This window comes from Marinifilum sp. JC120 (genome assembly GCA_004923195.1).
Lineage (GTDB): Bacteria > Desulfobacterota > Desulfovibrionia > Desulfovibrionales > Desulfovibrionaceae > Maridesulfovibrio.
Window position 1 is genome coordinate 88,605 of sequence record RDSB01000017.1, and the last position, 23,066, is coordinate 111,670.

Annotated in this window: 20 protein-coding genes and 1 tRNA gene; 14 read left to right on the plus strand and 7 right to left on the minus strand. The window is 49.1% G+C overall.

Features of this window, described 5'->3' with window-relative positions; all coding sequences use genetic code 11:
• Positions 1–26: 26 nt before the first annotated feature.
• The 5 genes from D0S45_15785 to D0S45_15805 form a co-directional block, all read right to left on the minus strand.
• Positions 27–758 carry a Bax inhibitor-1/YccA family protein gene (locus tag D0S45_15785; GenBank protein TIH13248.1) on the minus strand — a complete coding sequence of 244 codons (732 nt, stop codon included), beginning with the start codon at positions 756–758 and terminating at the stop codon, positions 27–29.
• A 220-nt stretch (positions 759–978) separates the two neighbouring features.
• Positions 979–2,427 (minus strand): MFS transporter, encoded by a 1,449-nt coding sequence (locus tag D0S45_15790; protein TIH13249.1) that lies wholly within the window; start codon positions 2,425–2,427, stop codon positions 979–981.
• A 152-nt stretch (positions 2,428–2,579) separates the two neighbouring features.
• Positions 2,580–3,527: a calcium/sodium antiporter gene (locus tag D0S45_15795; protein TIH13250.1), complete on the minus strand. Its 948-nt coding sequence runs from the start codon at positions 3,525–3,527 to the stop codon at positions 2,580–2,582.
• 217 nt (positions 3,528–3,744) lie between these two features.
• On the minus strand, positions 3,745–3,963 hold the full coding sequence (locus D0S45_15800; GenBank protein TIH13251.1) for a hypothetical protein: 219 nt from the start codon (positions 3,961–3,963) through the stop codon (positions 3,745–3,747).
• A gap of 2 nt (positions 3,964–3,965) precedes the next feature.
• On the minus strand, positions 3,966–5,018 hold the full coding sequence (locus D0S45_15805; GenBank protein TIH13252.1) for a DUF814 domain-containing protein: 1,053 nt from the start codon (positions 5,016–5,018) through the stop codon (positions 3,966–3,968).
• Between the two features lie 336 nt (positions 5,019–5,354).
• On the opposite strand from D0S45_15805, the gene recA reads away from it, so the two are divergent.
• The 11 genes from recA to D0S45_15860 all read left to right on the plus strand — a co-directional run bounded on the left by recA (position 5,355) and on the right by D0S45_15860 (position 20,069).
• On the plus strand, positions 5,355–6,422 hold the full coding sequence (gene recA, locus D0S45_15810) for a recombinase RecA (GenBank protein TIH13253.1): 1,068 nt from the start codon (positions 5,355–5,357) through the stop codon (positions 6,420–6,422).
• A 111-nt stretch (positions 6,423–6,533) separates the two neighbouring features.
• Positions 6,534–9,176: an alanine--tRNA ligase gene (locus tag D0S45_15815; protein TIH13254.1), complete on the plus strand. Its 2,643-nt coding sequence runs from the start codon at positions 6,534–6,536 to the stop codon at positions 9,174–9,176.
• Positions 9,177–9,264: 88 nt separating this feature from the next.
• Complete coding sequence (locus D0S45_15820) at positions 9,265–9,693, plus strand: 50S ribosomal protein L13 (protein ID TIH13255.1); 429 nt, start codon at positions 9,265–9,267, stop codon at positions 9,691–9,693.
• Positions 9,694–9,712: 19 nt separating this feature from the next.
• Positions 9,713–10,105, plus strand: coding sequence for a 30S ribosomal protein S9 (locus D0S45_15825; GenBank protein ID TIH13256.1), 393 nt, complete (start codon positions 9,713–9,715; stop codon positions 10,103–10,105).
• A 319-nt stretch (positions 10,106–10,424) separates the two neighbouring features.
• Positions 10,425–11,675 (plus strand): HDOD domain-containing protein, encoded by a 1,251-nt coding sequence (locus tag D0S45_15830; protein TIH13257.1) that lies wholly within the window; start codon positions 10,425–10,427, stop codon positions 11,673–11,675.
• A 40-nt stretch (positions 11,676–11,715) separates the two neighbouring features.
• Positions 11,716–13,131, plus strand: a complete 1,416-nt coding sequence (locus tag D0S45_15835; protein ID TIH13258.1) for a sensor histidine kinase — start codon at positions 11,716–11,718, stop codon at positions 13,129–13,131.
• A gap of 14 nt (positions 13,132–13,145) precedes the next feature.
• Positions 13,146–14,426 (plus strand): radical SAM protein, encoded by a 1,281-nt coding sequence (locus tag D0S45_15840; GenBank protein ID TIH13259.1) that lies wholly within the window; start codon positions 13,146–13,148, stop codon positions 14,424–14,426.
• A gap of 222 nt (positions 14,427–14,648) precedes the next feature.
• Entirely contained in the window at positions 14,649–16,718 is a 2,070-nt protein-coding gene (locus tag D0S45_15845; protein ID TIH13271.1) for a hypothetical protein, read from the plus strand.
• Between the two features lie 17 nt (positions 16,719–16,735).
• Positions 16,736–17,323 (plus strand): DUF1318 domain-containing protein, encoded by a 588-nt coding sequence (locus D0S45_15850; GenBank protein ID TIH13260.1) that lies wholly within the window; start codon positions 16,736–16,738, stop codon positions 17,321–17,323.
• Between the two features lie 14 nt (positions 17,324–17,337).
• Complete coding sequence (locus D0S45_15855) at positions 17,338–18,792, plus strand: YdiU family protein (protein TIH13261.1); 1,455 nt, start codon at positions 17,338–17,340, stop codon at positions 18,790–18,792.
• A 23-nt stretch (positions 18,793–18,815) separates the two neighbouring features.
• A complete protein-coding gene (locus D0S45_15860) occupies positions 18,816–20,069 on the plus strand; it encodes a hypothetical protein (GenBank protein ID TIH13262.1) in 1,254 nt (417 codons plus the stop codon).
• Positions 20,070–20,147: 78 nt separating this feature from the next.
• Here D0S45_15860 and D0S45_15865 read toward each other — a convergent pair whose 3' ends face one another.
• Positions 20,148–21,194, minus strand: a complete 1,047-nt coding sequence (locus D0S45_15865; GenBank protein TIH13263.1) for a phosphoribosylformylglycinamidine cyclo-ligase — start codon at positions 21,192–21,194, stop codon at positions 20,148–20,150.
• A 160-nt stretch (positions 21,195–21,354) separates the two neighbouring features.
• Here D0S45_15865 and D0S45_15870 point away from each other — a divergent pair, with 160 nt between their 5' ends.
• The 3 genes from D0S45_15870 (at position 21,355) to D0S45_15880 (ending at position 22,846) form a co-directional block, all read left to right on the plus strand.
• Complete coding sequence (locus D0S45_15870) at positions 21,355–21,624, plus strand: hypothetical protein (protein ID TIH13264.1); 270 nt, start codon at positions 21,355–21,357, stop codon at positions 21,622–21,624.
• Between the two features lie 21 nt (positions 21,625–21,645).
• Positions 21,646–22,659, plus strand: coding sequence for an AmmeMemoRadiSam system radical SAM enzyme (gene amrS / locus D0S45_15875; GenBank protein TIH13265.1), 1,014 nt, complete (start codon positions 21,646–21,648; stop codon positions 22,657–22,659).
• A 110-nt stretch (positions 22,660–22,769) separates the two neighbouring features.
• A tRNA-Pro gene (locus D0S45_15880) sits at positions 22,770–22,846 on the plus strand.
• A 141-nt stretch (positions 22,847–22,987) separates the two neighbouring features.
• Here the strand turns inward: D0S45_15880 and D0S45_15885 are convergent.
• A partial coding sequence (locus tag D0S45_15885) for a hypothetical protein (protein ID TIH13266.1) occupies positions 22,988–23,066 on the minus strand: 79 nt, incomplete at its 5' end.

Sequence of the window (23,066 nt, forward strand, 5' to 3'; positions counted from 1 at the left end):
ATAGATAATTTAAGCTTGAGTCTTAACTACTCGCGGTTACCCATGAGGCGGAGCAGGAAGATAAACATGTTGATGAAGTCGAGATACAGGGTCAGCGCGCCGAGGATGGTGCCGCGTCTTACTGCGGTAGCATCGTCAGCCGGAATGTACTCGCCCATATCTTTGAGCTTCTGGGAATCGTAAGCGGTGAGGCCTGCGAAAATAAACACTCCGAGAATGGAGATGGCGAAAGTCATGGCAGAGCTCTGCATGAAGAAGTTCACCACCATGGCGATCAGAATACCGAACAGACCCATCATCATGAATGATCCCATTCCGGTCAGGTCTTTGCGGGTGGTCAGACCATACAAGGACATAGCGCCGAACATTCCTGCGGTAACGAGGAAGGTCTGAAAAATGGACGCTGTGGTGTAAGCAACCAGAATGATGGACAGGGTCAGACCGTTCAGCGCACTGTAAGCCATGAACAACCCGGTAGCAGCGCTGGCTGAAAGTTTGGAAATACGCATGCTCAGGTAGAAGACCAGACCGATTTCACCGATAACCGCACCCCAGAAAAGCATGGTCGGAGCAACAGCCCCGGTTTCGGGATTCTGGGCCAGCACAAGGTTCATAACCGCCGGAGTGGAAAGGGCAACCCATGCCACGGCAGCAGTTGCCAAGAGGCCCGCGCTCATCCAGCTGTAAATGCCGCGCATAAATGCATTAAGGACTTCCGGTCTCGCGCTAACGGTACCGGCTGCACCGAATCTACTCATAATTAATCTCCTTGAATTCTTTTTTTAATCATAATTCGGACAATGTCCGTCCGATTTTTTTACATACTACAAGAGTATAAATAAACAGCTTAAGCCCTACAGGCAAGGTTTTTCGGTCGATTTCCTACAGAGCAACGTTTATTGACGAATCCCCAGCAGGTCGAATTCATGAATTAATTCGACCTTAAAAGCATTTTTTACTATTTCTTTAAAGATACAGCTAATCCCGGATATACTTTTTGAGCACCGGAACAAATGCAGTCATAACTAAACCTATGGCCCCGGTGGCGATTCCGATTTTGAAAAACAGATCATCATAAATCTGCAAGGATTGCACTGCGGTTACCCCATGTTCCGGCACACTTGCCATGGTCGCAATCTCCCCGCCAAGAACCATTGCCACGGACTGAAACATGAACCAGGCCCCCATCATGAACCCCATGGAACGTTCCGGGGTCAGCCGGGCCACCATTGCCAGACCAAGGCCGCTGACCAGCAGCTCTCCGAGACTCTGAAAACCGTAGCTGAGCACCAGCCAGTTACCGGAAACATAACCGTTGGCATCAGCCTGATACTTGGCCACAAAAGCTAAGGTGAGAAAGGCCGCACAACACATCATCATACCCAGTGCGAATTTTCCGGGCAGGGAAAGATCCTTGCCAGCTTTATCAAGCCGGGAATAAACAATCGCCAGCACAGGGCTGATAACCATGACCCAGAAAGGATTCAGTGCCTGAAAAGATGCCGCTTCCACCGGGATACCGAAGATATACGGGTCCACATTACGGGCAGCAAAAAGATTAAGCGAAGTAGGCATCTGCTGATAAAGAGCAAAGAAAACAATGGCCTCGGCCATAAGGATCAGGCAGATGACCAGATTTGCTTTTTCGTGAGCTTCAGCGCGAATAATCTCACGCACATAAAGAGCCGCCACAACGACAAGAGAAGCGTAAAGAAGTTCATGGGCAAGAGTCAGATGGGTCAAAAGCAGAGCAGAAGTCCCGGCAATGCCAGCTGTACCAATCAGGGTCAGCAGCAGTTTTTTCAGATTCAACGGCTCAAAATCAGCCTCGGAACCGATGGGATCAAGTATGGAACGAAAAGCAATAAAATTTCCGATTGCGATGAGCATGCCGATGAAGCAGACAAAAAATCCCGCATTCCAGCCGTAATGTTTCTGGATGATCGGACAGAGCGACATGGCTGCAAAGGAACCGATGTTGATCGCCATATAATAAAGGGTAAAGGCACCATCCACGCGGGAGTCACCCTTCTCATAAAGTTTGGATACCAGTGCCGAGGGGTTGGCCTTGAACAGCCCGTTCCCGGCAATAATGATACCCAGTGCCGGATAAAGAAATCTCTCGCAGTCATACCCCAGCAACGCATACCCGGCAGCAAGAACAACCGCCCCTAAAAACATAGTCCGGCGGTTACCGAGAATCTTATCTCCGATATACCCGCCAGCGCAGATAAAAGCATAAACAAGGGCCGCAAAAGCACTGAAAGTCTGATCCGCTAATTGATCGGAAAATCCCAGTTTCTTGACCATAAACAAAACCAGAAGGGCCTGCATTCCGTAGTAGCCAAACCGCTCCCACATCTCCACGGAGAAGAGCAAATAGAATGGTTTAGGATGGCTGAAAGCACTGCTTGAACTCTGCGACATCATGAACTCCTTATCTGAACGTACTTCTGCTATTTAGCGATCTTATACGACAGATAAGAAGAAAATGCGAGGGATTATAAAACCATAAAGAAAGCCTCCCGCACCAAACGATGCGGGAGGCTTCTCAAAAACGTTTTCATAAAAACTAAACTTTAGCCCATGAAATCAAAGACCCAGCGGCCCATGCTCAGGCAAACTAGAATTGCCCCTTCCAACCTGCTGACTTTCCAGCCTGTGCGGATAAAGAAAAGCACCAGCGCGACCATTCCCACCAGTACGGTCAGTCCGGGCAGGGCATCCGGGGAGACTTCCAGCGGACGCATCAGGCAGGTCAGGCCGAGCACGCCTGCGAAGTTGAAAAAGTCACTACCGATGAGGTTACCGAGCAGCATTTCATTGCGCCCTTTAAGAGATGCAGCAAGGCAGGTGACCAGTTCCGGCAAAGATGTCCCGGCAGCAACGATGGTCATACCGATTACCCAGTTGGAAACACCGAAATGGCGGGCGATGTCTGATGCAGCATCAACCATGAATTCACCACCCAGTGCGATACCAATGAATCCAGCCAGCAGCTTGAGCCAATCTTTTGCTGTGATCTCGCTGCCGCCCTCTTCTTCCACTTCGGGTACGATTCCGGCCATGGCATTGGCTGCCCTTCTACTGTGGACCAACAGGTAACCGATGTAACCGCCAAGTATTGCCAACAGCATAATCCCGGCGGAACGATCCAGCTTATCAAAATAGGCCAGCCCAAGAATCAAGGCGGTAGTCGCCAGCAGCAGCGGAGCATCGCGCATTGCCAATGATCTGTTAGTCGGCAAGGGTTTGATCAAAGCCATCAGACCAAGAATAAAACCTAGATTAAAAATATTAGACCCAACCACGTTGGACAGGGAAATGTCAGATAATCCCTTGAATGCCGCTGTGGCTGTGACCAGAAATTCCGGCGCGGATGTACCGAAAGCCACAATGGTCAAACCAATAACAAGGTCAGAAACTTTGTATTTCTTCGCAATCTTCGAAGCAGACTCAACAATCCAGTCCGCACCGAACCATAATAGGAATATACTCAGTAAAAAGAAAAATATATTGGAAAGCATTTAAATCCCTTAATTTTGATGCGCTACGCGCTTTTTTGATGATCGCATTTTGCCTCCGGCGGCTTAAACCCTTTTGATTCGCCACGTCCTGTGGCTCAGCCCTTCGGGGCGTTGCCTTTCAGGAAACGTCCAAATCCGCTTTCCTGCGGATTTGTGGCAAAAGGGTTTAAGAATCCCAAAACCTTTCAATAGGCTTCGCAAACAAAAGCCGCAAACGTCATAGCGCAATATGCGAATTAGAATAGCAGGTCATTATTAAATTCAAAAGTATTTCCGGGACAAACATTCCCTTCATATATAAACGGCGAAGTCCTAATAAAAAGTTTAGGAGAGTCCAGAGAACCCTTTCCAAAGGGTTCTTACTTATAGCCGTTAGGTGAGAGTCTCCTGCTCGAGTCTTACGGATATAGAGAGCAGCGCTGGCCGCCGGAGGCATTCTTACGCCTCTTTTACTTCACCGCGTTCTTTCTTCCATTCTTTCAATCCATCGAGAGTAGGCCGGACAAAAGAAGTTTCGCGATTGGGGGTTACCTTGACGATCATCTCCCCTTCGGGACCGATTATGGCAACATGAATTTCTTCACCGGACTTAACGGCCTTGGGTGAAAAAGAAGCGGTCATGGCTGCTGCATCGAGCACTTCCTGCTGCGCCCATTCTTCGCCACAGAAACCACGTCCGATGCTGAGCGGACCGGGAAAACCGCGCACTTCAAAAAGATAATCTTCAGCCTCGTAAAGATCTTCAATGCGCTCATTGTCATCGCGATTACGCCCGACAACCAGCATCTTATTCCCAGCCCAGAATTGACGTCCGGTGGTTGCAAGCTGAAAAGAATTAACATCCTGCTCGGTGAGTCTCTGCAAAAGCGGAAAATAGCGAGCCGCATTTTCCTGCTCGGTGAGCTTGCACCCCCCGCCGGGAGTCGGTATTTCGGAAAAGCCATAATCCTTAGCCATTCGCAACTGTTCCTTGCGCCCGCGCCCGAAAATATTGGGCAGCTTCTCGCGATCCACCAAACCGGATTCTTCCACAGCTGTGATGGGCTGGGACTGAGCGCAGAGGGGGCGGAGCAGAATATCCCGGGTTTCTGAGCAATTACGAATAGAATTCAAAGTAGGCGGACGCTGAGACATGGGCCGCTGCCCGGTCACTTCACCGGAAATCAGAAATTTTGCCCCGTACTCTTCCATAAGAGTCTTGGCGTGGCTGATCATCATGATCTTGCAATCCACGCAAGGATTGACCAGCTTGCCCATGCCGTGATCCGGCACATCAAGCATCATCTGAATATATTTTTCACTGATATCTACAGTCACGATTTCCACACCGTAAATATCCTGCCAATGTTCTATCTTCTCGGGATTACCAAAAAAAGGCGTAACAAAGTGCAAGCCGAGAACCTTGAGTCCCTGATCCTGAATGACCTTGCAGGCCAATATACTATCGAGGCCCCCGGAAAAAAGGGCCAAAGCGTCATATTGTTTGTTCATGGGGCGGCAGTACCTTCATTTTTTAGAAACCGCAACAAAATCCGCTCACCCGACAAACGACTGAGAAAGAGCCGAATGCAAACCTTTTCCGCAGCGAAACTACGGGGAATGCTCTATCAGTCGCCTATTTTGTTCGTTGCTTTATGAATTAGTGTTTGATATGGAAAGCACTTGTCCGTTGTGTCGAAAATTCGCCCCTCGGACAGGAGGACAAACTAACGCATCCCGGATGCAGATGTTAGCCGGTTAAAATTCTTACCGATAATGTCAGCCTTGCGCATGTGACAATAAACAAGAACCGGATACGTTAACCGTCCAATTATTAATGGAGAAAAAATGAGCAAGAAAAACGCAAATCCCGAAGAACTCCGCAAGGCAGCCTTAAGCACAGCCCTGACCACTATTGAACGCAAGTTCGGCAAGGGTTCCATCATGCGCCTTGATTCCGATGCCTCACACAATATTCCGACAATTCCCACCGGATCAATCAGCCTCGACATGGCACTGGGTATCGGCGGTATCCCCAAGGGCAGAATTACAGAAGTGTACGGCCCTGAATCTTCCGGTAAAACAACTCTGGCCCTTCACGTTATTGCGGAATGCCAGAAAGCGGGCGGAACAGCCGCATTCGTTGATGCTGAACATGCACTGGATGTAAAATATGCCAAACGCCTCGGAGTAAACACCGACGAGCTGCTCATTTCCCAGCCGGACTATGGTGAACAGGCCCTTGAAATAACCGATTTGCTGGTCCGCTCAGGAGCGGTCGATATTGTTGTCATCGACTCCGTAGCTGCACTTACCCCGCAGGCCGAGCTTGAAGGAAATATGGGAGAAACTCAGGTTGGCGGACAGGCAAGACTTATGTCTCATGCCCTGAGAAAGCTAACCGGTACTATCCATAAATCTAAAGCTGTAGTTCTGTTCATTAACCAAATCCGTATGAAAATCGGTATGACCGGATACGGTAGCCCCGAGACAACCTCCGGTGGTAATGCCCTGAAATTTTACTCCTCTGTGCGTCTCGATATCCGCAGGATTCAGACGCTTAAAGATAAGGATGAAGTCTTTGGTTCCCGTACCAGAATCAAAGTAGTTAAAAACAAGGTAGCGCCGCCCTTCCGCGAAGCCCTTGTGGATATCCTTTATGGAACAGGCATGTCCCGCGAAGGGGAACTGCTTGATCTCGGAGTTGACCACGGCATCGTGGATAAATCCGGTGCATGGTATGCTTACGGTTCTGAACGCCTTGGACAGGGTAAAGAAAATGTACGCCAATTCCTCGGGGAAACCCCGGAACTGCGCCAGCAAATTGAAGACAAACTACTCGTCCACCTCGGAATGAAAGAGGACCCCGACGCGAATGTAGGCGAGAAGGTTGACGAACAAGGACCTACAGAGTAAAGCCTGTTGGCCCGGATAAGATATTAAGGAACCCCGCTCCGGCGGGGGTCTAAGAATAAAACCGACAGGAAATTACTCCTTTCGGTGATATAGCTATTACGGAGACAGCCCATGAAGGCCAGTGAAATCAGAGAAAGATTCCTTAAATATTTCGAAAAAAACGGTCACACAATCGTAGACAGCTCTTCCCTCGTTCCCAAGGACGACCCTACCCTGCTCTTTACTAACGCGGGTATGGTTCAGTTCAAGAACACCTTCCTCGGTCAGGAAAAAAGGGATTACAAACGGGCGACCACTTCCCAGAAATGTCTGCGCGTGGGCGGCAAGCACAACGACCTCGAAAACGTAGGCCGTACCGCACGCCACCACACCTTTTTCGAAATGCTCGGAAACTTCTCATTTGGCGACTACTTTAAAGAAGACGCCATCAAATTTTGCTGGGGCTTCCTCACTGAAGAACTTGGGCTGCCTAAAGAAAAACTTTACGTCACTGTTTATACTGATGACGATGAAGCTGAAGAACTCTGGAAGAATGTTGTAAACTTTCCTGCTGAGCGTATATACCGCCTCGGCGAGAAGGAAAACTTCTGGTCCATGGGTGATACCGGACCCTGCGGTCCCTGCTCTGAAGTCCACATCGATCAGGGCGAGAACATGAGCTGCGGCCCCAACTGCGGCATCGGCAAATGTGACTGTGACCGCTACCTTGAAATCTGGAACCTCGTTTTCATGCAGTATGATCAGGACGAGACCGGAACCCGTGTACCACTGCCCCGCCCCTCCATTGACACCGGAATGGGCCTTGAGCGCATCACTGCGGTTTGTCAGGGCGTACAGTCCAACTTTGAGACCGACATTTTCCAGCCCATGATTCAGGCTGTAGCCAAGAAAGCTGGAGTTAAATATAAAGAAGACGGCGAAATTGATACTGCTTTGCAGGTTATTGCCGACCATTCCCGCTCCATTGCATTTCTGATCACCGATCAGATTCTGCCTTCCAACGAAGGCCGCGGATACGTTCTGCGCCGTCTGATCCGCCGTGCATTCCGTTTCGGTCGCCTGCTCGGCCTGACCGATCCCTTCCTGCACGAAACAACCGCCATGGTTGTTGAACAGATGAGCGGTCAGTTCCCTGAACTGCTGGACAACAAAGATTTCATGTCCCGCATGGTCAAGGAAGAAGAAGAACGCTTCAGCCAGACTCTCGACAAGGGCCTGATCATCCTTGAAGAAGAAATGGAAGAGCTGAAAAAAGACGGCAAGAACCTCATATCTGGTGAAACCGCTTTCAAACTCTATGACACCTTCGGATTCCCGCTGGACATCATCAATGATGTTGCAGAGAAACAGGATTTCGAGGTTGATGAAATCGGCTTCAACGCAGCCATGAAGGAACAGAAAGACCGTGCCAAGGCAGCATGGAAAGGTTCCGGCGAAAAAAACTCCGGCGCAATCTTCCGTCAGGTTCTGGAAGCTGGTCTCAAGAACAGCTTCACCGGATATACCGAGCTGACCACAGAATCCCGCATCGTTAATCTTCTTTCCGAAGAAGGCGAACACCTCAAGCGCATCACTCAGGGCAACGGTGGCTGGATAATCACTGCCGCGACTCCCTTCTACGGTGAATCCGGCGGTCAGATGGGTGATGCCGGAGCAGTAGGAACCTTGACCGGTAACGCGGAAGTACTGGAAACCGTAAAAGCTTCCGCGGATCTTACCGCATCCAAAATTTTTGTAAGCGAAGGCGAACTGCTCATTGATCAGGAAGCCAAGCTGGAAGTTGCACCGGAAACAAGAACAGCCACAGAGCGTAACCACACAGTTACGCACCTGCTGCACGCTGCTCTGAAAAATATTCTGGGCGACCACGTAAAGCAGTCCGGGTCACTGGTGGGACCTGACCGTTTGCGTTTTGACTTCACCCACATTGCAGCCATGACTCCCGAAGAGATTAGTCAGGTTGAAATTGAGGTAAACCGTGCTATACTGGGCGACACTCCCGTAGTCGTTCAGGAGATGAGCAATGATGAAGCGGCTGAAAAAGGCGCGACCGCATTGTTCGGAGAAAAGTACGGTAATGTAGTCAGAGTTGTTGAAATTCCGGGCGAATCCATGGAACTTTGTGGTGGTACCCACCTCAAGGCAACCGGTGAAGCCGGAACATTTGTGATCCAGTCCGAATCCGGCGTAGCTGCGGGTATCCGCCGCATTGAAGCCGCAACCGGATGGAATTCACTTAAATTTCTGCAAGAGCAGCGCGCGGAAGTCGTTACATCTTCCGCAATGCTCAAAGCAGCACCCGGACAGCTGGCCGACAAAATTGCGGTTTTGCAGTCACAGGTGAAAGAACTGACCCGGGCCAATGACAAGCTTCAGTCGAAATTGGCATCCGGTGCAGGTGCGGACCTCATGAGTTCCGTGGAAGAGATTGGCGGAATAAAAGTTATTGCTGCCAAGCTCGAAGTTACCAATGTCAAAGCCCTTCGTGATCAGGCCGATGATCTGAAATCCAAAATGGATTCCGGCATCTTTTGTCTGGTCGCACAGGTTGATGACAAAAAAGTTTCCCTGATTATTGCCGTTACCAAGGACTTGCACGATAGATTCCAGGCCGGCGCATTGATCAAACCCGTTGCGGCTGAGGTAGGCGGTGGTGGTGGCGGCAGGCCCGATATGGCGCAGGCCGGTGGAACCAACCCCGCTGGAATTGAAAAAGCATTCGCAACCCTGAAGAAACTGGTTGCAGATTCCTGATCTGAGAAAAAGGGATTTTAAGCTTGACATCTAACGGTCAATGTTTGTATACATCCCCTTCCCAGATTTCACGTAAGGAGCATTTCTAATGAAGACATATATCCCCAAAGATGAAGACATCAGCCGCGAGTGGTTCGTAGTTGATGCTGAAGATATGATTCTCGGTCGCCTTGCTACCCAGATCGCCAACAAACTCAGAGGAAAAGATAAGCCTATCTTCACTCCTCACATTGATACCGGCGATTTCGTTGTCGTGCTGAATGCAGACAAAATCAAGGTTACCGGAAACAAGTTGGAAAAGAAGACCTACTACAAGCACACCAACCACCCCGGTGGTTTGAAAGAAAGAACTCTCAAGGTTATGCTTGAGAAGAAGCCTGAAGTAGTCATCGAAACCGCAGTCCGCGGCATGCTCCCCAAGAGCCGCCTCGGCAGACAGATGATCAAAAAACTGAAAGTATACACAGGTACTGATCATCCGCACACTGCACAGCAGCCCAAAGCACTGGAATTCTAATTAAGGGTGGAGCAATAAAATGAGTAAAGATTTCAATTACGCTACCGGCAGAAGAAAAAACGCTGTTGCCCGTACCCGCCTTTATGAGGGAACCGGTGCAATTACCGTTAACGGTAAACCTTACGAAGATTACTTTCCTCGTAAAACCTTACAGATGATCGTTCAGCAGCCCCTGAAACTCACCAAAAACCTTGGCAAATTTGACATCAAAGTCAACGCCGACGGTGGTGGAGTTGCAGGTCAGGCACAGGCTGTAAGACACGGCATCTCCCGTGCACTTATTGAGATAGATCCCGAACTTCGTGCTATCCTCAAACGTGCTGGTCTCCTGACTCGTGACGCTCGTAAGAAAGAGCGTAAAAAATACGGTCAGCCCGGCGCACGTGCAAAATTCCAGTACTCCAAACGTTAAGAAGTACTGCGGATTTATTCGCCAGACCATTCAGGCGGAACTGCTTATGCAGTTCCGCCTTTTCTTATATGCGCCGTAAAAAATCCCTGCTCTGTGCTTCGAAGCGATTCACGTACAAAACAACACCTTGTGCCAAATAGAAAGCATACGAACAGAACTGGACAACAACTAAATTGCAGGAAATAAAAATAAGTTTGCGGAATTTTCAGTATGAAGAAACATACAAGATGATATGTATTCTCACGGTGCTGAAGTTCTGGATATTCAATTGAAAAAAATATATCCCTAAGCAAAACAGTTAGCAGGAACAACTTAATTTATGTCCCGTAAAAAACCGCTTTACGACAAAACATTTTTCGCCCGGCAGCCCATCCTTATGCCGGATCAATCCGTCTGGGGATATGAACTGCTTTTCCGCAACAGTGGCGAAGCCACAACCGCAGTTATTTCCGATAGCTACAAGGCTACCTTGCGAGTTGCAGCAAATCTGTGCGCATCCCCCGGAGAAAACCTTCCAGATAACGTAAAGCTGGTAGTTAATTTTTCGCACAAAGCTATCATGGACAAAGTTCCATACTCCCTGCCTGCGGGAAAAACCGTTGTCCAAATTCCGGAAACAACACCGCCCACCCCCAACTTGATCAAGGCCCTGAAAGAACTATCCAAAGACGGATTTTACATTGCTATCGATGACTTTGAAGCAAGGCCCCAAGGGGAATTCCTTATTGCCTATGCCGATGCCATTATAGTTGATTTTCTCTCTACAGATGAAAAGAAACTGGAACGCATATGCGACATGTGTCGGGAGTACGACACCAAGCTTATCGCCAAACGTGTGGAAAACACCGACCAGTTCAATATGGCCCAAAAACTGGGGTTCAATTTTTTTCAAGGCTTTTATTTCAAACGACCGGAAAATATAAAAGGGCGCAAGCTCCGCTCCGGGGAAATTGTAAAGCTCAAACTGCTCAAGTTGATTGAAGACCCTTCCCCGGACTTCGAAGCCCTTGCCGAAGCCTTGCAGAACGATGTTTCTATCAGCTTCCGTTTGTTGACCCTGCTCAACTCTCCAACTTTTGGATTTACGCAAAAGATAACTTCCATCAAGCAGGCCCTTGTTCTCGCCGGATGGAAAATGCTTAAAAACTGGCTGCGGGTTATTCTGCTCACTGACCTAACCCCAAAAGAGAAGAGCCGGGAACTGCCGCAATTGGCCACTCAAAGAGCTAAATTTCTGCAATTACTCGCCCAGAACTCTAAGAAAGGACTACCTGCGGACTCTATGTTCCTGCTTGGACTTTTTTCCCTACTCGGTGCTATGTTCGATCTGCCCATGAAAGAACTGACCAGCTACCTGCCCCTTGAGGAGGAAATCACTCAGGCTCTATGCGGGGATGAAAACCTTTACAGCAGGTATTTGGATATTACCACTTTCTTTGAATCGGGAGACTGGGAAAATCTTGACTTTTTACTGGATGAAATGGAGTTGGACCCGGTGATGGTTTCAAAAAGCTATTATGACTCTACCCGCTGGGCCAACGGTTTTTTCCAGATCCCAGGCTCATCCTGATCAAAACGCTTTCAGCGCAAGCACCTAAACAGGAGCCAACATGCCGCACTCATGCCATAGTGATGAAAATGCGAAGCTGAACATCCTGATTACCGGGAAAAGCCCGATAATCCATACCCTCATGCCCGTTCTGCACGATTTCGGACATGCGGTATCCATAACCCTCTCCCCAAGAGAAACCCTCTTCACCTATGCCAGCCAGCAACCGGATCTGGTTATCATGGCCGAGCAGGACGAAACCTGCCAGACCTTCTCCAGCATCCGCGAGGTAAACGAAGAAGCCGAAGCCCTTTTCATCATTGACACCGCAAAGCCGGAATCTTTTGAACCGCTTTTTGATTTCAGCAACATTTCCTTTTTGCCTTCCTCTGCACCTAAAGAGAAGCTGCTCACATTCATCAACAACTTTCAGGCCCAGCATGTCCGTAAAAAAAAGCATGAGGAGGACGCCAAGCTCTTCGGCCTGATCATGCAGAGCCTGCCTTTTCCTGCACTTTTGATAAGTACCAAAACCGAGAAAACCATCCTCGCCAACAAGGCCGCTCATGACCAGCTCCCGGTTTTTGAATATGAACAGGCTCCGCCTTTCATGTCTGCACTTTCCGGTGAAGTGCGCCAGAATCTTTTTTCAGATCTGGAATCCTACCATCTCCACTACCTGAAATCAGTCAATGCCTACGAAAGGTTCTGGGATCTGACAATAGATCAGGTAGCCCCCTCAATTTTCATGCTGCTTGCCGTGGATGTCACCGAGCAACGCCAGCAGCTGCAACTGCGCGAAGAGATGGAACGCATTGCACGACACGACCTGCGCTCCCCCACAGCCAATATTGTAGGAATGTCCCGCATCCTTGAAACCGAAGCAGGACTTGCTGATGAATTCCAGCAGTTGGCCGAAATAGTGCGCAAGACCAGTGAACGCATGATCCGCCAGATCGACACTTCTCTGACCCTGATCCGCTTGGAAACAGGCTCACTCAAGGCGGACGCCCACCCCTTCAACCTCTATAGTGCCATAAGTGCCGCGACAGGTGACTTAAGCCAGTTGGTAGAGGATAAACAGCTGACAATTACCAGTCTGCTGGACGGGGAACCGCTCACCGAAGAATGCTCTATTGTCTGCTACGGCGAAGCTTCGCTGATTATCACAATGTTTTCCAATCTGCTGAAGAACGCAGCAGAAGCTGCTCCTGAAAACTCTACAATTACCATCAACATCACTGAAAACAGCCGCTTTATCACCACCAAGATACATAACTTCGGCGAAATCCCGGTCAGCATCCGTGATACCTTTTTTGACCGCTACACCACCTACGGAAAGAAAAAGGGAACCGGGCTTGGAACCTACAGCGCAAGACTCATCGCCAGCGGGTCCGGTGGAGATATTTCATTCACAACTTCTGAAGAAAAGGGTACGACCCTGATCACAACAATCCCGAAACCACCAATTAAATAAAACAGGACCAGAGAATGGCTGCTAAAAAAAAACCACGTCCGCTACTCGTCTTTGCAGATGAGGACGGAAAAATATATGATCATCCTGAACTTGAAATGATGTGCCGCCGGGGTGATGAACTCTTCCAGCCCAAGCCCGAAGAATACATTCCCCTGCCCCCGGACAGTGAGTTTTTCCTGCTACCGGGACGTTACCCTATCGGCCTTGACCCGGAAACCGGAGAAGTGGTCGAAATGGAAGGCACTGCTGTTACAGCCTTTCCCTGTCCCGGACATACCCTTACCGGGCTTGCCGCCTATGGCAACACCGAAGATGCACCGGTACTGCCCATGTTTTCTTACGGCGCAGTAGGTTATGCCAATGGAAAATTTTGGGTTACCGCAAAACAGGTGGACGAGGACAAACGTCAGGTCTTCACCAAAATTCCCAACAAAAAAATCGATGCCGGTGCCCACCGCATGATGAAGGAATTTCCTGAGAACAGGCTGGTCAGCCATCTGTGTGGATGCGCCCTCACTTACGGCTGTCCTGCGGCAAAGAACCTCGCTCTCGGCCGTTTTGAGGCTCCCCTGCCCACAGCCAGAACCTGCAACGCCCGCTGTATCGGCTGTATTTCCGAACAGCCCGAAGATTCCGGTTTTCCATCACCGCAGGAACGCATCAAGTTCACCCCCACTGCCCAGGAAATCACCGAGGTCATGCACTACCACCTCAAGCGTGAACGCAAGCCCGTTTTTTCTTTCGGGCAGGGCTGTGAAGGCGAGCCACTCACCGAGCATGTATTGCTTGCCGAGGCGATCAAAAAATTTCGCGACGAAGGCGGAATCGGGACCGTAAACATCAACACCAACGGCTCCATCACCGAATCAATGGAACCGCTGGCTGAAGCTGGGCTCAACTCTATCAGGGTCAGCCTGAACAGTTTACGTGAACCTGTTTACAATGCCTACTACCGTCCCAAGGGCTACAAATTTGACGATGTTGTGGCAACCATTGCCAAAGCCAAAGAACTGGGGCTGCACGTATCTCTGAACTATCTCTATTTTCCCGGTATCAGCGATACTGAATTTGAAGTCAGTGCGCTCATTGAAATAGCCAAGCAGACCAAATTCGATTTCATCCAGCTACGCAACCTGAACATCGACCCCGACCTGTACATGGAGCTTATGGAGCCACATGAATTCGGTCCGGGCATGGGATTCGTGAATTTCCGCAAACGGATTAAGACCGAATGTCCATGGGTCGGATTCGGATACTTCAACCCCTATCTTGGGGATGGAGTGAAGAAGGATTAGATTGCCTCTGGCAGCCCTCCGGGGGCCAAAGAACCCTTTTGAAAAAGGGTTCTCTGGACTCTCCTAAAACTTTTAAGGATAAGAAATAAAATTCAAACAAGGGGAGATTTGATCAATTGGATCAGATCTCCCTTTTTCTTTTGAGTGTGCTAACTTCCCAGTCGCCTTTCACCCGTGTATAAGAAAGTGATGAACAGACGGTCCATTTTCTTCAGCGCATGTATATTTCTGCTGCTGATCTTCACCATCCCGCAATCCGTACCTGCAAAAAGCAGCTTCGGCCTGAACTGGCAGTTCTCAGTGAATCTGCCACAGGCGGGAATATCTGGAATTCTCAAGGGATATATTGAACATCTTCAGGGAACAAATTTCAGGTTCAGCGGCGAATTCCTGAATAAAAAAGGACCACTCAAATCCGGACCCATAAACGTTACAACCACATTTAGTCTCAACTCAGGCTTATTACAGCTACAAAATTTTGCTCTCAAAATTAAAAAGCTGGAAACAAACTTACCCCAACTTGGATTAAAAAATCCCGACCTGAGTATTACCGGGAACGGGATTATTGATCCTGCTTCAGGTGCGGCAGACCTCAAGAATTTACACATCAAAGCTGGTAATCTCCCCGAACTCAAAACCAGATTGACTTTTTCCCCAGCCAATAATGGCAACTGCCTGCTGAAAATTAATAACCCCATGCCCTTGCTTGAGCGGATAGTGGAGCTAAATTTCCCGGACTTTAAGAAATGGGACAAGGAAGGAAAATTCACGCTAACTCTTGGGCTGAACAAGATACATACCTCTCCGGAAGCTCTTCTGCGATTTGACTTCAAAAACCTTTCTGCCGCATCACCGGACGGCATGGCACTTGTGGACAGTGTCGCCGGAAACATTGAAGCCCATAGCCAGATGGAAACTCCGCAACCTGCCCTGAAAATTAATTTGAATTCCGGGGAAGCACTTTACGATACATTCTATGTGAATCTTACTGACCACCCTCTACAAGCTGAAATTAAATCCACTGTGCCTGACAAAACAGGTAACCTTGAACTTAAGACCCTCATTAATTGGGGGGCTATGGGAAGTTTGAAAGCGGGGGCGCGGATACAAGAAATTTTCCAAAACCTCTCATTTTCCGGCAAAGCAGAATACCAGGCAGCCGAGCTGTCCGTTCCATTCAGGACATTTGCAATTGATCCTTTTTCTCTGGAAGGACTGGATGGTAGCGGTAAATTTGCCCTGCATTGCGCCTTTAACGGTACAAAACAGAAAACTCACCTGCGCGGGGAAATGAGCTTTGAAAATTGCACGGTGAATAAAACTGAAACCGTGTTCAGTGGAATTAAGGCAGGTCTACCTTTTGTACTCTCACTCAATGAAAATTTTCTACCGCAAGCGGATAAAACCCTGCCCTATATCCCGTCCGGCATGGTCAGCTTTAAAAATATTTCTGCTGGAAATCTAAAGATAGAAAATTTTGCTTTCCCCATCAGCGTATCATCCAATTCAATTGAATTCGGAACTATCCCGACTATTAATCTTGAAGGAGGCACCCTCAATTTTTCAGACTTAAAGATGCGCCATCCCTTCAATGATGACTTCGTACTCAAGGGGGAAATTGTAGCTAACAACATAAACCTACTGCCTCTTTCACCAGAATCACTGCCCGTCGATGGACAGATCAGCGGAGACCTAAAATTCTGGTTACTCAAGGATCACCTTTCCACCAGCGGTAAGCTGTTCGGTAAGGTCTATGACGGAGAGATGGAGATTGATGAAATTTTCGCGGAAAATCCATTTGAAGATTCCCGGCAGTACGGTGCAGATTTCAGTGTAAAACATCTTAATCTGGAACCGCTCAGTCAGGCTCTGGACATCGGACGCATTACCGGACGCATGGACCTCGACCTGACCGAGCTAGTCATTGCTTATGATCAGCCTGCGGCTTTCCATCTGCTGGCCCGGACAACTCCCGGTTCCGGTAAATCCGGGGATATCAGTCTCAAGGCAGTTAACACCCTCTCGGTAATTGGTACTGGTTCCGGACTGACCGGGGCTGGCGTAGGGATGTTTTCTCAATTTTTCAAAGAATTCGGATATGCAGGTCTCGGCCTTGAATGTACACTCGATGACGACATCTTCAAGATTAGAGGCTTGATCAGAGATGACGATATCGAGTACATTATTAAAAGGCCGCCCTTGTTCGGCATCAACGTAATCAACAGCAACCCCGAAAACCTGATCAGCTTTTCAGACATGCTTAAAAGGCTGAAAAGGGTCATCGGCAATTAACAGCACAGGAGTTTACCATGCTCAAAAAAACCGCGCAGGTTTTAACATTTCTCAGCCTTCTTTCCTTTGTCGCCTGTGTGACAGTGAACATATACTTCCCGGCAGCCAAGGTAGAACGGGCAGCTGAGGATATTGTGGAAGACGTATACGGAACTGATACCAAGCAACAGAACAAGGACGATCAATCCGCACTGGAAACCTTCCTCGCCATAATGGCCCCGCAGGCCGCGCATGCCCAAGTGAGCAAATCCGAGATAAACAAAAGCTCCAACTCCGCCATCCGGGGTTTGAAAAACACCATTGCCAATGACCACAAAAAACTGATCCCATACTACAATTCAGGCAACATCGGCATCAACAATGAAGGATACGTTCAGATCATTAACAAAGACGGACTGAATATCAAACAGACCGCCGCACTGCGTCGCCTTGTATCGCAAGACAACGACACCCGCGACCAGCTTTACACTGAAGTAGCAGCTTCCATGAATATTGCCGGCAGCGAGATCGGAAAAGTTAAGGCTATCTTTGCTGAAAAATGGCAGGAAGGCGCGCCCTCCGGCTGGTTTATTCAGAGCCAGAGCGGCAAGTGGCAAAGGAAATAAAGGTTTAGAAGCCCATGCCTTTTGATAACAGCTATGGACGGCTGGATAGTAAATTCTACCAGCGCATAAATCCCACCCCGGTAAAGCACCCCCGGCTCATACTCGTGAACCGAGAACTTGCCGGGGAAATGGAATTCCCATTGCCGGAAGCAGATTCTGAACTTGCACAGCTCTTCTCCGGCAACAAAATGCCGCAGGGATCAGATCCGCTGGCTCAAGTTTATGCCGGACATCAATTCGGCAATTTCGTGCCCCGTTTGGGTGACGGACGCGCTGTCCTGCTCGGCGAATTCATCAACAGCAACGGCCAGCGCTACGATATCCAGCTCAAAGGGGCTGGCCAAACCATGTATTCGCGTAATGGTGATGGCCGCTCCCCGCTTGGCCCGGTTATCCGCGAATACATTGTCAGCGAAGCTATGTTTCGGCTGGGTATTCCTACCACCCGCGCCCTTGCCATGGTTTCCAGCGGAGAAAAAGTCTTCCGTGAAGAGGAATTTCCCGGCGCGGTCTTCACCCGTGTTGCCTCCAGTCACATCAGGATCGGCAGCTTTGAGTATTATGCCGCCCGTAACGATCACGAAGGCATAAAAACACTGGCCGATTACGCCATAGACCGCCATTATCCGGAACTTAAAGATGTGAGGAATCCCTATGCGGCATTCCTCGGCAGGGTCTGCTCTGTTCAAGCACGACTGGTAGCAAAATGGATGCGGGTCGGGTTCATCCACGGTGTCATGAATACCGATAACACCACAATTTCCGGTGAGACCATTGATTACGGTCCCTGCGCTTTCATGGACGGTTATGATCCGGCAACAGTATTCAGTTCCATCGACCATTACGGCAGGTATGCATACGCACGCCAACCGTCCATTGCCCAGTGGAATCTGGCCGGGCAGGGCGGATGTCTGCTTCCCCTAATCCACAAGGACCCGGATGTAGCCAAAGTCCGCGCGGAAGAAATAGTGCAGGGATTCGGAGCTGAATTCAGAAACCACTACTTTTCTGAAATGTGCAGCAAGATAGGTCTTCCCCCGAAAGAGCGCAGCCATGAACTGCTTGATAATTTTTTGCAGATTATGCAGGAGTCCAAAACAGACTTCACCCTCAGCTTTCGGATGCTGAGTAAAGCCGTTTTAGGTGAAACAAATCCGCTGCTTGAACTTTTTAGCGATCAAGCCAAGATCATGGACTGGCTGGATAAATGGAAAAATGAACTGACCTGGCAAAACATCAATAGCAAAGAAGCAGCCCAAACCATGGACCGCAACAATCCGGCCTTTATTCCCCGCAACCACCGCGTGGAGCAGGCAATCACCGCCGCAGTAAAGCAAAATGATTTCGAACCGACTAAAAAACTCATCAACATTCTGCGCCATCCTTACGAAGATCAGCCGGAGAACGTTGAATATACGACTCCGCCGAAACCAACAGAGCGGGTTTACCAGACATTTTGTGGCACTTAAGCAAAAACAAGCCCGGAGTATATATGAGATACCCCATACATATAATATTTTGTGCAACCCTGTTGTTTATGGGGATATTTACTGTTCTACCCACTCCCTCATACGCTGACAACTTTGAAGACGGCTTAGTAGCCTACCAGCAAGGAGATTACGAACTTGCGGGCAGAAAATTCCTCGAAGCTGCCGACCAAGGTCATGCTGAAGCCATGTATAATCTGGGAGTAATGTATACTCGCGGAATCGGTATGGAGCAGGACTTTTCTCAAGCGGCAATGTGGTTCAGCAAAGCAGCCGATCAAGGCTCGACTGGTGCACAGTACAACCTGGCAATGATGTATGCCAACGGCATGGGAGTTAAGCAGGATCTTGCCCGCGCCGTACAATTGTACCGTCCTATTGCCGACCATGGATTCGCTGAAGCCCAGAACAACCTCGGCTCAATGTATGAAAAAGGATTGGGAGTAACACAAAATTATAAAATTGCCCTGTCATGGTATCGCAAAGCTGCGGAACAAGGACTGGCTATGGCCCAATACAATCTGGCCATAATGTATGCCCACGGCGTGGGAACTCCACAGGATCTAAAGCAGGCTGCGGCATGGTATCGCAAAGCTGCAAAGCAAGGTAATGCAATGGCCCAGAACAACCTTGGGCTTATGTATGACAGTGGAAAAGGGGTTGAGCAGAATTACTCTGTTGCGGCTCAATGGTACCGCCGGGCCGCTGAACAGGATTTTGCAGGGGCACAACTCAATCTCGGGCGGCTTTACGAAAACGGTCAGGGTGTGCCACAGGATTACACGCAGGCTGCTCAATGGTACATGAAGGCTGCGGAACAGGGATTGGTTAAAGCCCAGCACGACATGGCCCTTATGTACTCAAAGGGATTGGGAGTACCTCAGAACGACTCACATGCGGTACTCTGGTACTTAACCGCCGCAGAGCAGGGTTATGCTCTCTCCCAGTACAATCTGGGACTTATGTTTGACAACGGACAGGGTGTAAAGCAGGACCACGCCAGAGCAGCCCTCTGGTACTTAAAGGCTGCGAAACAGGGAGTTCCTGAAGCCCAGTATAACATCGGCGCAATGTATGAAAACGGTCAGGGAGTTCCGCAGGATGACATTCAGGCATACATGTGGTTCAGCCTGTCTGCCACGCGAGGAATTAAACAGGCCATAGAAAGTAGGTCCAGACTCAAAAACAGAATGACCCAATCAGAGATAAATGAGGCACTGGAACTGGCGGATAAATGGGAACCATCCCACGGGCGATGATTATAGATTGAAAAAGATGAAATAAAAAAACCCTCAAACCAAACGGTTCGAGGGCTTTAAACATATCAACAATAAAAACTAGAAATTAACTTTAACCTGCTCGGAATCTCCGTCACGGCGAGTAATTTCACCGATCTTCCATGAGTTGAGCTTCATTCCGGCCAGTCTGTTGAGCACATCTTCTTCACGGTCTTTGGCTACAACGAGGATGTATCCGATACCGGTGTTGAAGATTTGCAGCATTTCAGGCCAGCTGAGATCGCCCTGTTCTTTGAGCCAATTAAACACGGGAGAAACTTCCCATGAATTAAAGTTGATTTCAGCGGTAACCTGCTTGGGCAGGATGCGGGGTACGTTGTCGTAAAAACCGCCGCCGGTCACATGAACCATACCCTTGATCTCAATATCGCGGGAAAGGTTGTGAACCGCATCAACGTAGATTCTGGTGGGAGTCAGCAGGGCTTCACCAATTTTACGATCAGTTCCGGGCAGCAGATCATCTGCCTTAAGACCGGACTCATCAAAAATCTTACGCACCAGAGAATAACCGTTGGAATGGATACCGGAAGATTCCAGACCGATGATGGAATCCCCAATGGTAATGGAGGAACCGTCTACGATCTTGGTGTTATCCACCATACCTACACAGAAACCGGAAAGGTCATACTCGCCGTCAGCATAAAAGCCGGGCATTTCAGCGGTCTCACCGCCGAGCAGCGCACAGCCGGACTGCTTACAGCCTTCCACAACACCCGCGATAACTTCTTCAGCCACACCGGACTCAAGTTTACCTGTTGCGAAGTAGTCGAGGAAAAACAGGGGTTTTGCGCCCTGCACGAGAATGTCGTTTACGCTCATAGCCACAAGGTCGATACCGATGGTATCGTGCTTGTCCACGGCAAAAGCGAGTTTAAGCTTGGTTCCCACGCCGTCGGCACCTGCCACCAGCACGGGCTCTTCCATCTGAGTAAGGTCAAGCTTGAACAGCCCGCCGAACCCGCCAATATCAGTGACCACACCCTTGGTGAAAGTGGAACCCACCATACCTTTAATGCGACCAATAAAATCATTAGCCGCGTCGATATCTACACCGGCGGCTTTATATGCATCAGAACGACTTGCCATATTAATTTCTCCTAACAGTCTCTAAGAACGGACTGTATATGCTGAATCCCGCATAAGTTCAAGGAACAACATCACCCATTTCCCGCTGCCGGGAAAAGAAAAAGGTCCATTGTTTGCACAGGACCAAATAAGAGTTTATACTATGCCACGGAGAAATACCATGTACAAGAAAACTTTGCTCATCGCTTTTATTATTTTAGGGGTGCTCCTATGCGGCAACGCCATCGCAGGAACCAAGTTCATCAACAAAGATACCGCCAAGGACCGCAAGCCCATCCGTATGGGTACCGGGAACGGCAACAAGAGCCAGATCACAATCCAATCAGACAATGATTCCAATACCATACGTGTGTCTCCCAAAAAGAAAAACAAGGACAAAGAAGATCAGCAGGTCGGCCCCATTTTCGTGGTCCCTGAAATTAAACCGTAGTCACAACTCATAAGGAAAAGCATGCTTCATCCCGCCAGACTCTGGAAATCCCTCAAGGACAGCAAGGTCCAATGTCGCCTGTGCAGCCACTTTTGCATAATTGACGAAAACGAACACGGCAATTGCGGGGTTCGGCAAAATGTTGACGGCCAACTCATGACCCGCACCTATGAACTGGTTGCCGCACTTAATGTGGACCCGGTGGAGAAAAAGCCGCTCTATCATTTCCTGCCCGGCACCAGTACATTTTCACTGGGCACGCAGGGCTGTAATTTCGGCTGCACCTTCTGTCAGAACGCTTCCCTTTCCCAGCATCCCAAAACAGGTAGGGAAATAACCGGACAGAAAGTAACCCCGGAGATTCTGGTGGAAGCGGCTATGGGTCACAAATGCGATTCCATCTCCTACACCTATTCCGAACCGACCATATTTTTCGAACTGATGCAGGATACCGCCCGGATCGCTCACGATAAGGGACTCAAAAACATAATGGTTTCCAACGGCTTCCAAAGCCCGGACTGCATCGAAGAACTGACCGGGCTGATCGATGCCGCCAACATCGACCTCAAAGCTTTTAATGATGACTTCTACCGGAATGTCTGCTCCGGCCGCTTGAATCCGGTATTAGAAAATCTCAAGCACATGAAAAAAAACGGCTGGTGGGTGGAAGTAACCACTCTGCTCATCCCCGGCAAAAACGATTCCCCGGACGAACTGAAGCAGCTGGCCACCTTCATAGCCAATGAACTGGGCAAGGAAGTACCGTGGCATATTTCCCGCTTCCACCCGGATTACAAAATGCAGGACTGCCCGGTCACATCCATGGAAGCCCTGCAACTGGCAAGAAAGGCCGGGACCAACGCAGGCCTCGAATACGTCTACATCGGCAATGTTCCGGGCAATGACAACTCATCCACCTTCTGCCCGGACTGTCACAAGGAACTACTCAAACGATACGGATTTGAGATGACCAATGCAGGCCTCGCCGACGGCATGTGTAAGTATTGCGGCTGCAAAATTGACGGGATATTTTAAGTAGTTAAAAAATAACGCGAAGCCGAAAATGAATATATTTAAAAAAAATACATTTTCTTCTTGCCAAGCATACCCAATCCACGTAAACACCTTTTCTGCACACAGCAAATCGGGGCATGGCGCAGTCTGGTAGCGCGCTTGCTTTGGGAGCAAGATGCCGGGTGTTCAAATCATCCTGCCCCGACCAGTAAATTCAAGGACTTACATTAATACGATGTAAGTCCTTTTTTTTATGGGGAACCGGGTGGGGAACCTTTTGGGGGTCTACACCAAAGAAAGGGGCGATAGCCCGATTGACCAAATTTCCAACCGTTAATTTTCTTATCGACTACCCGCACAAAACGCGTACACGCAGTCGATAATTTTCAAAGTTTCTAAACCCGTATGCCCGCCTTTGGATGAGCTTC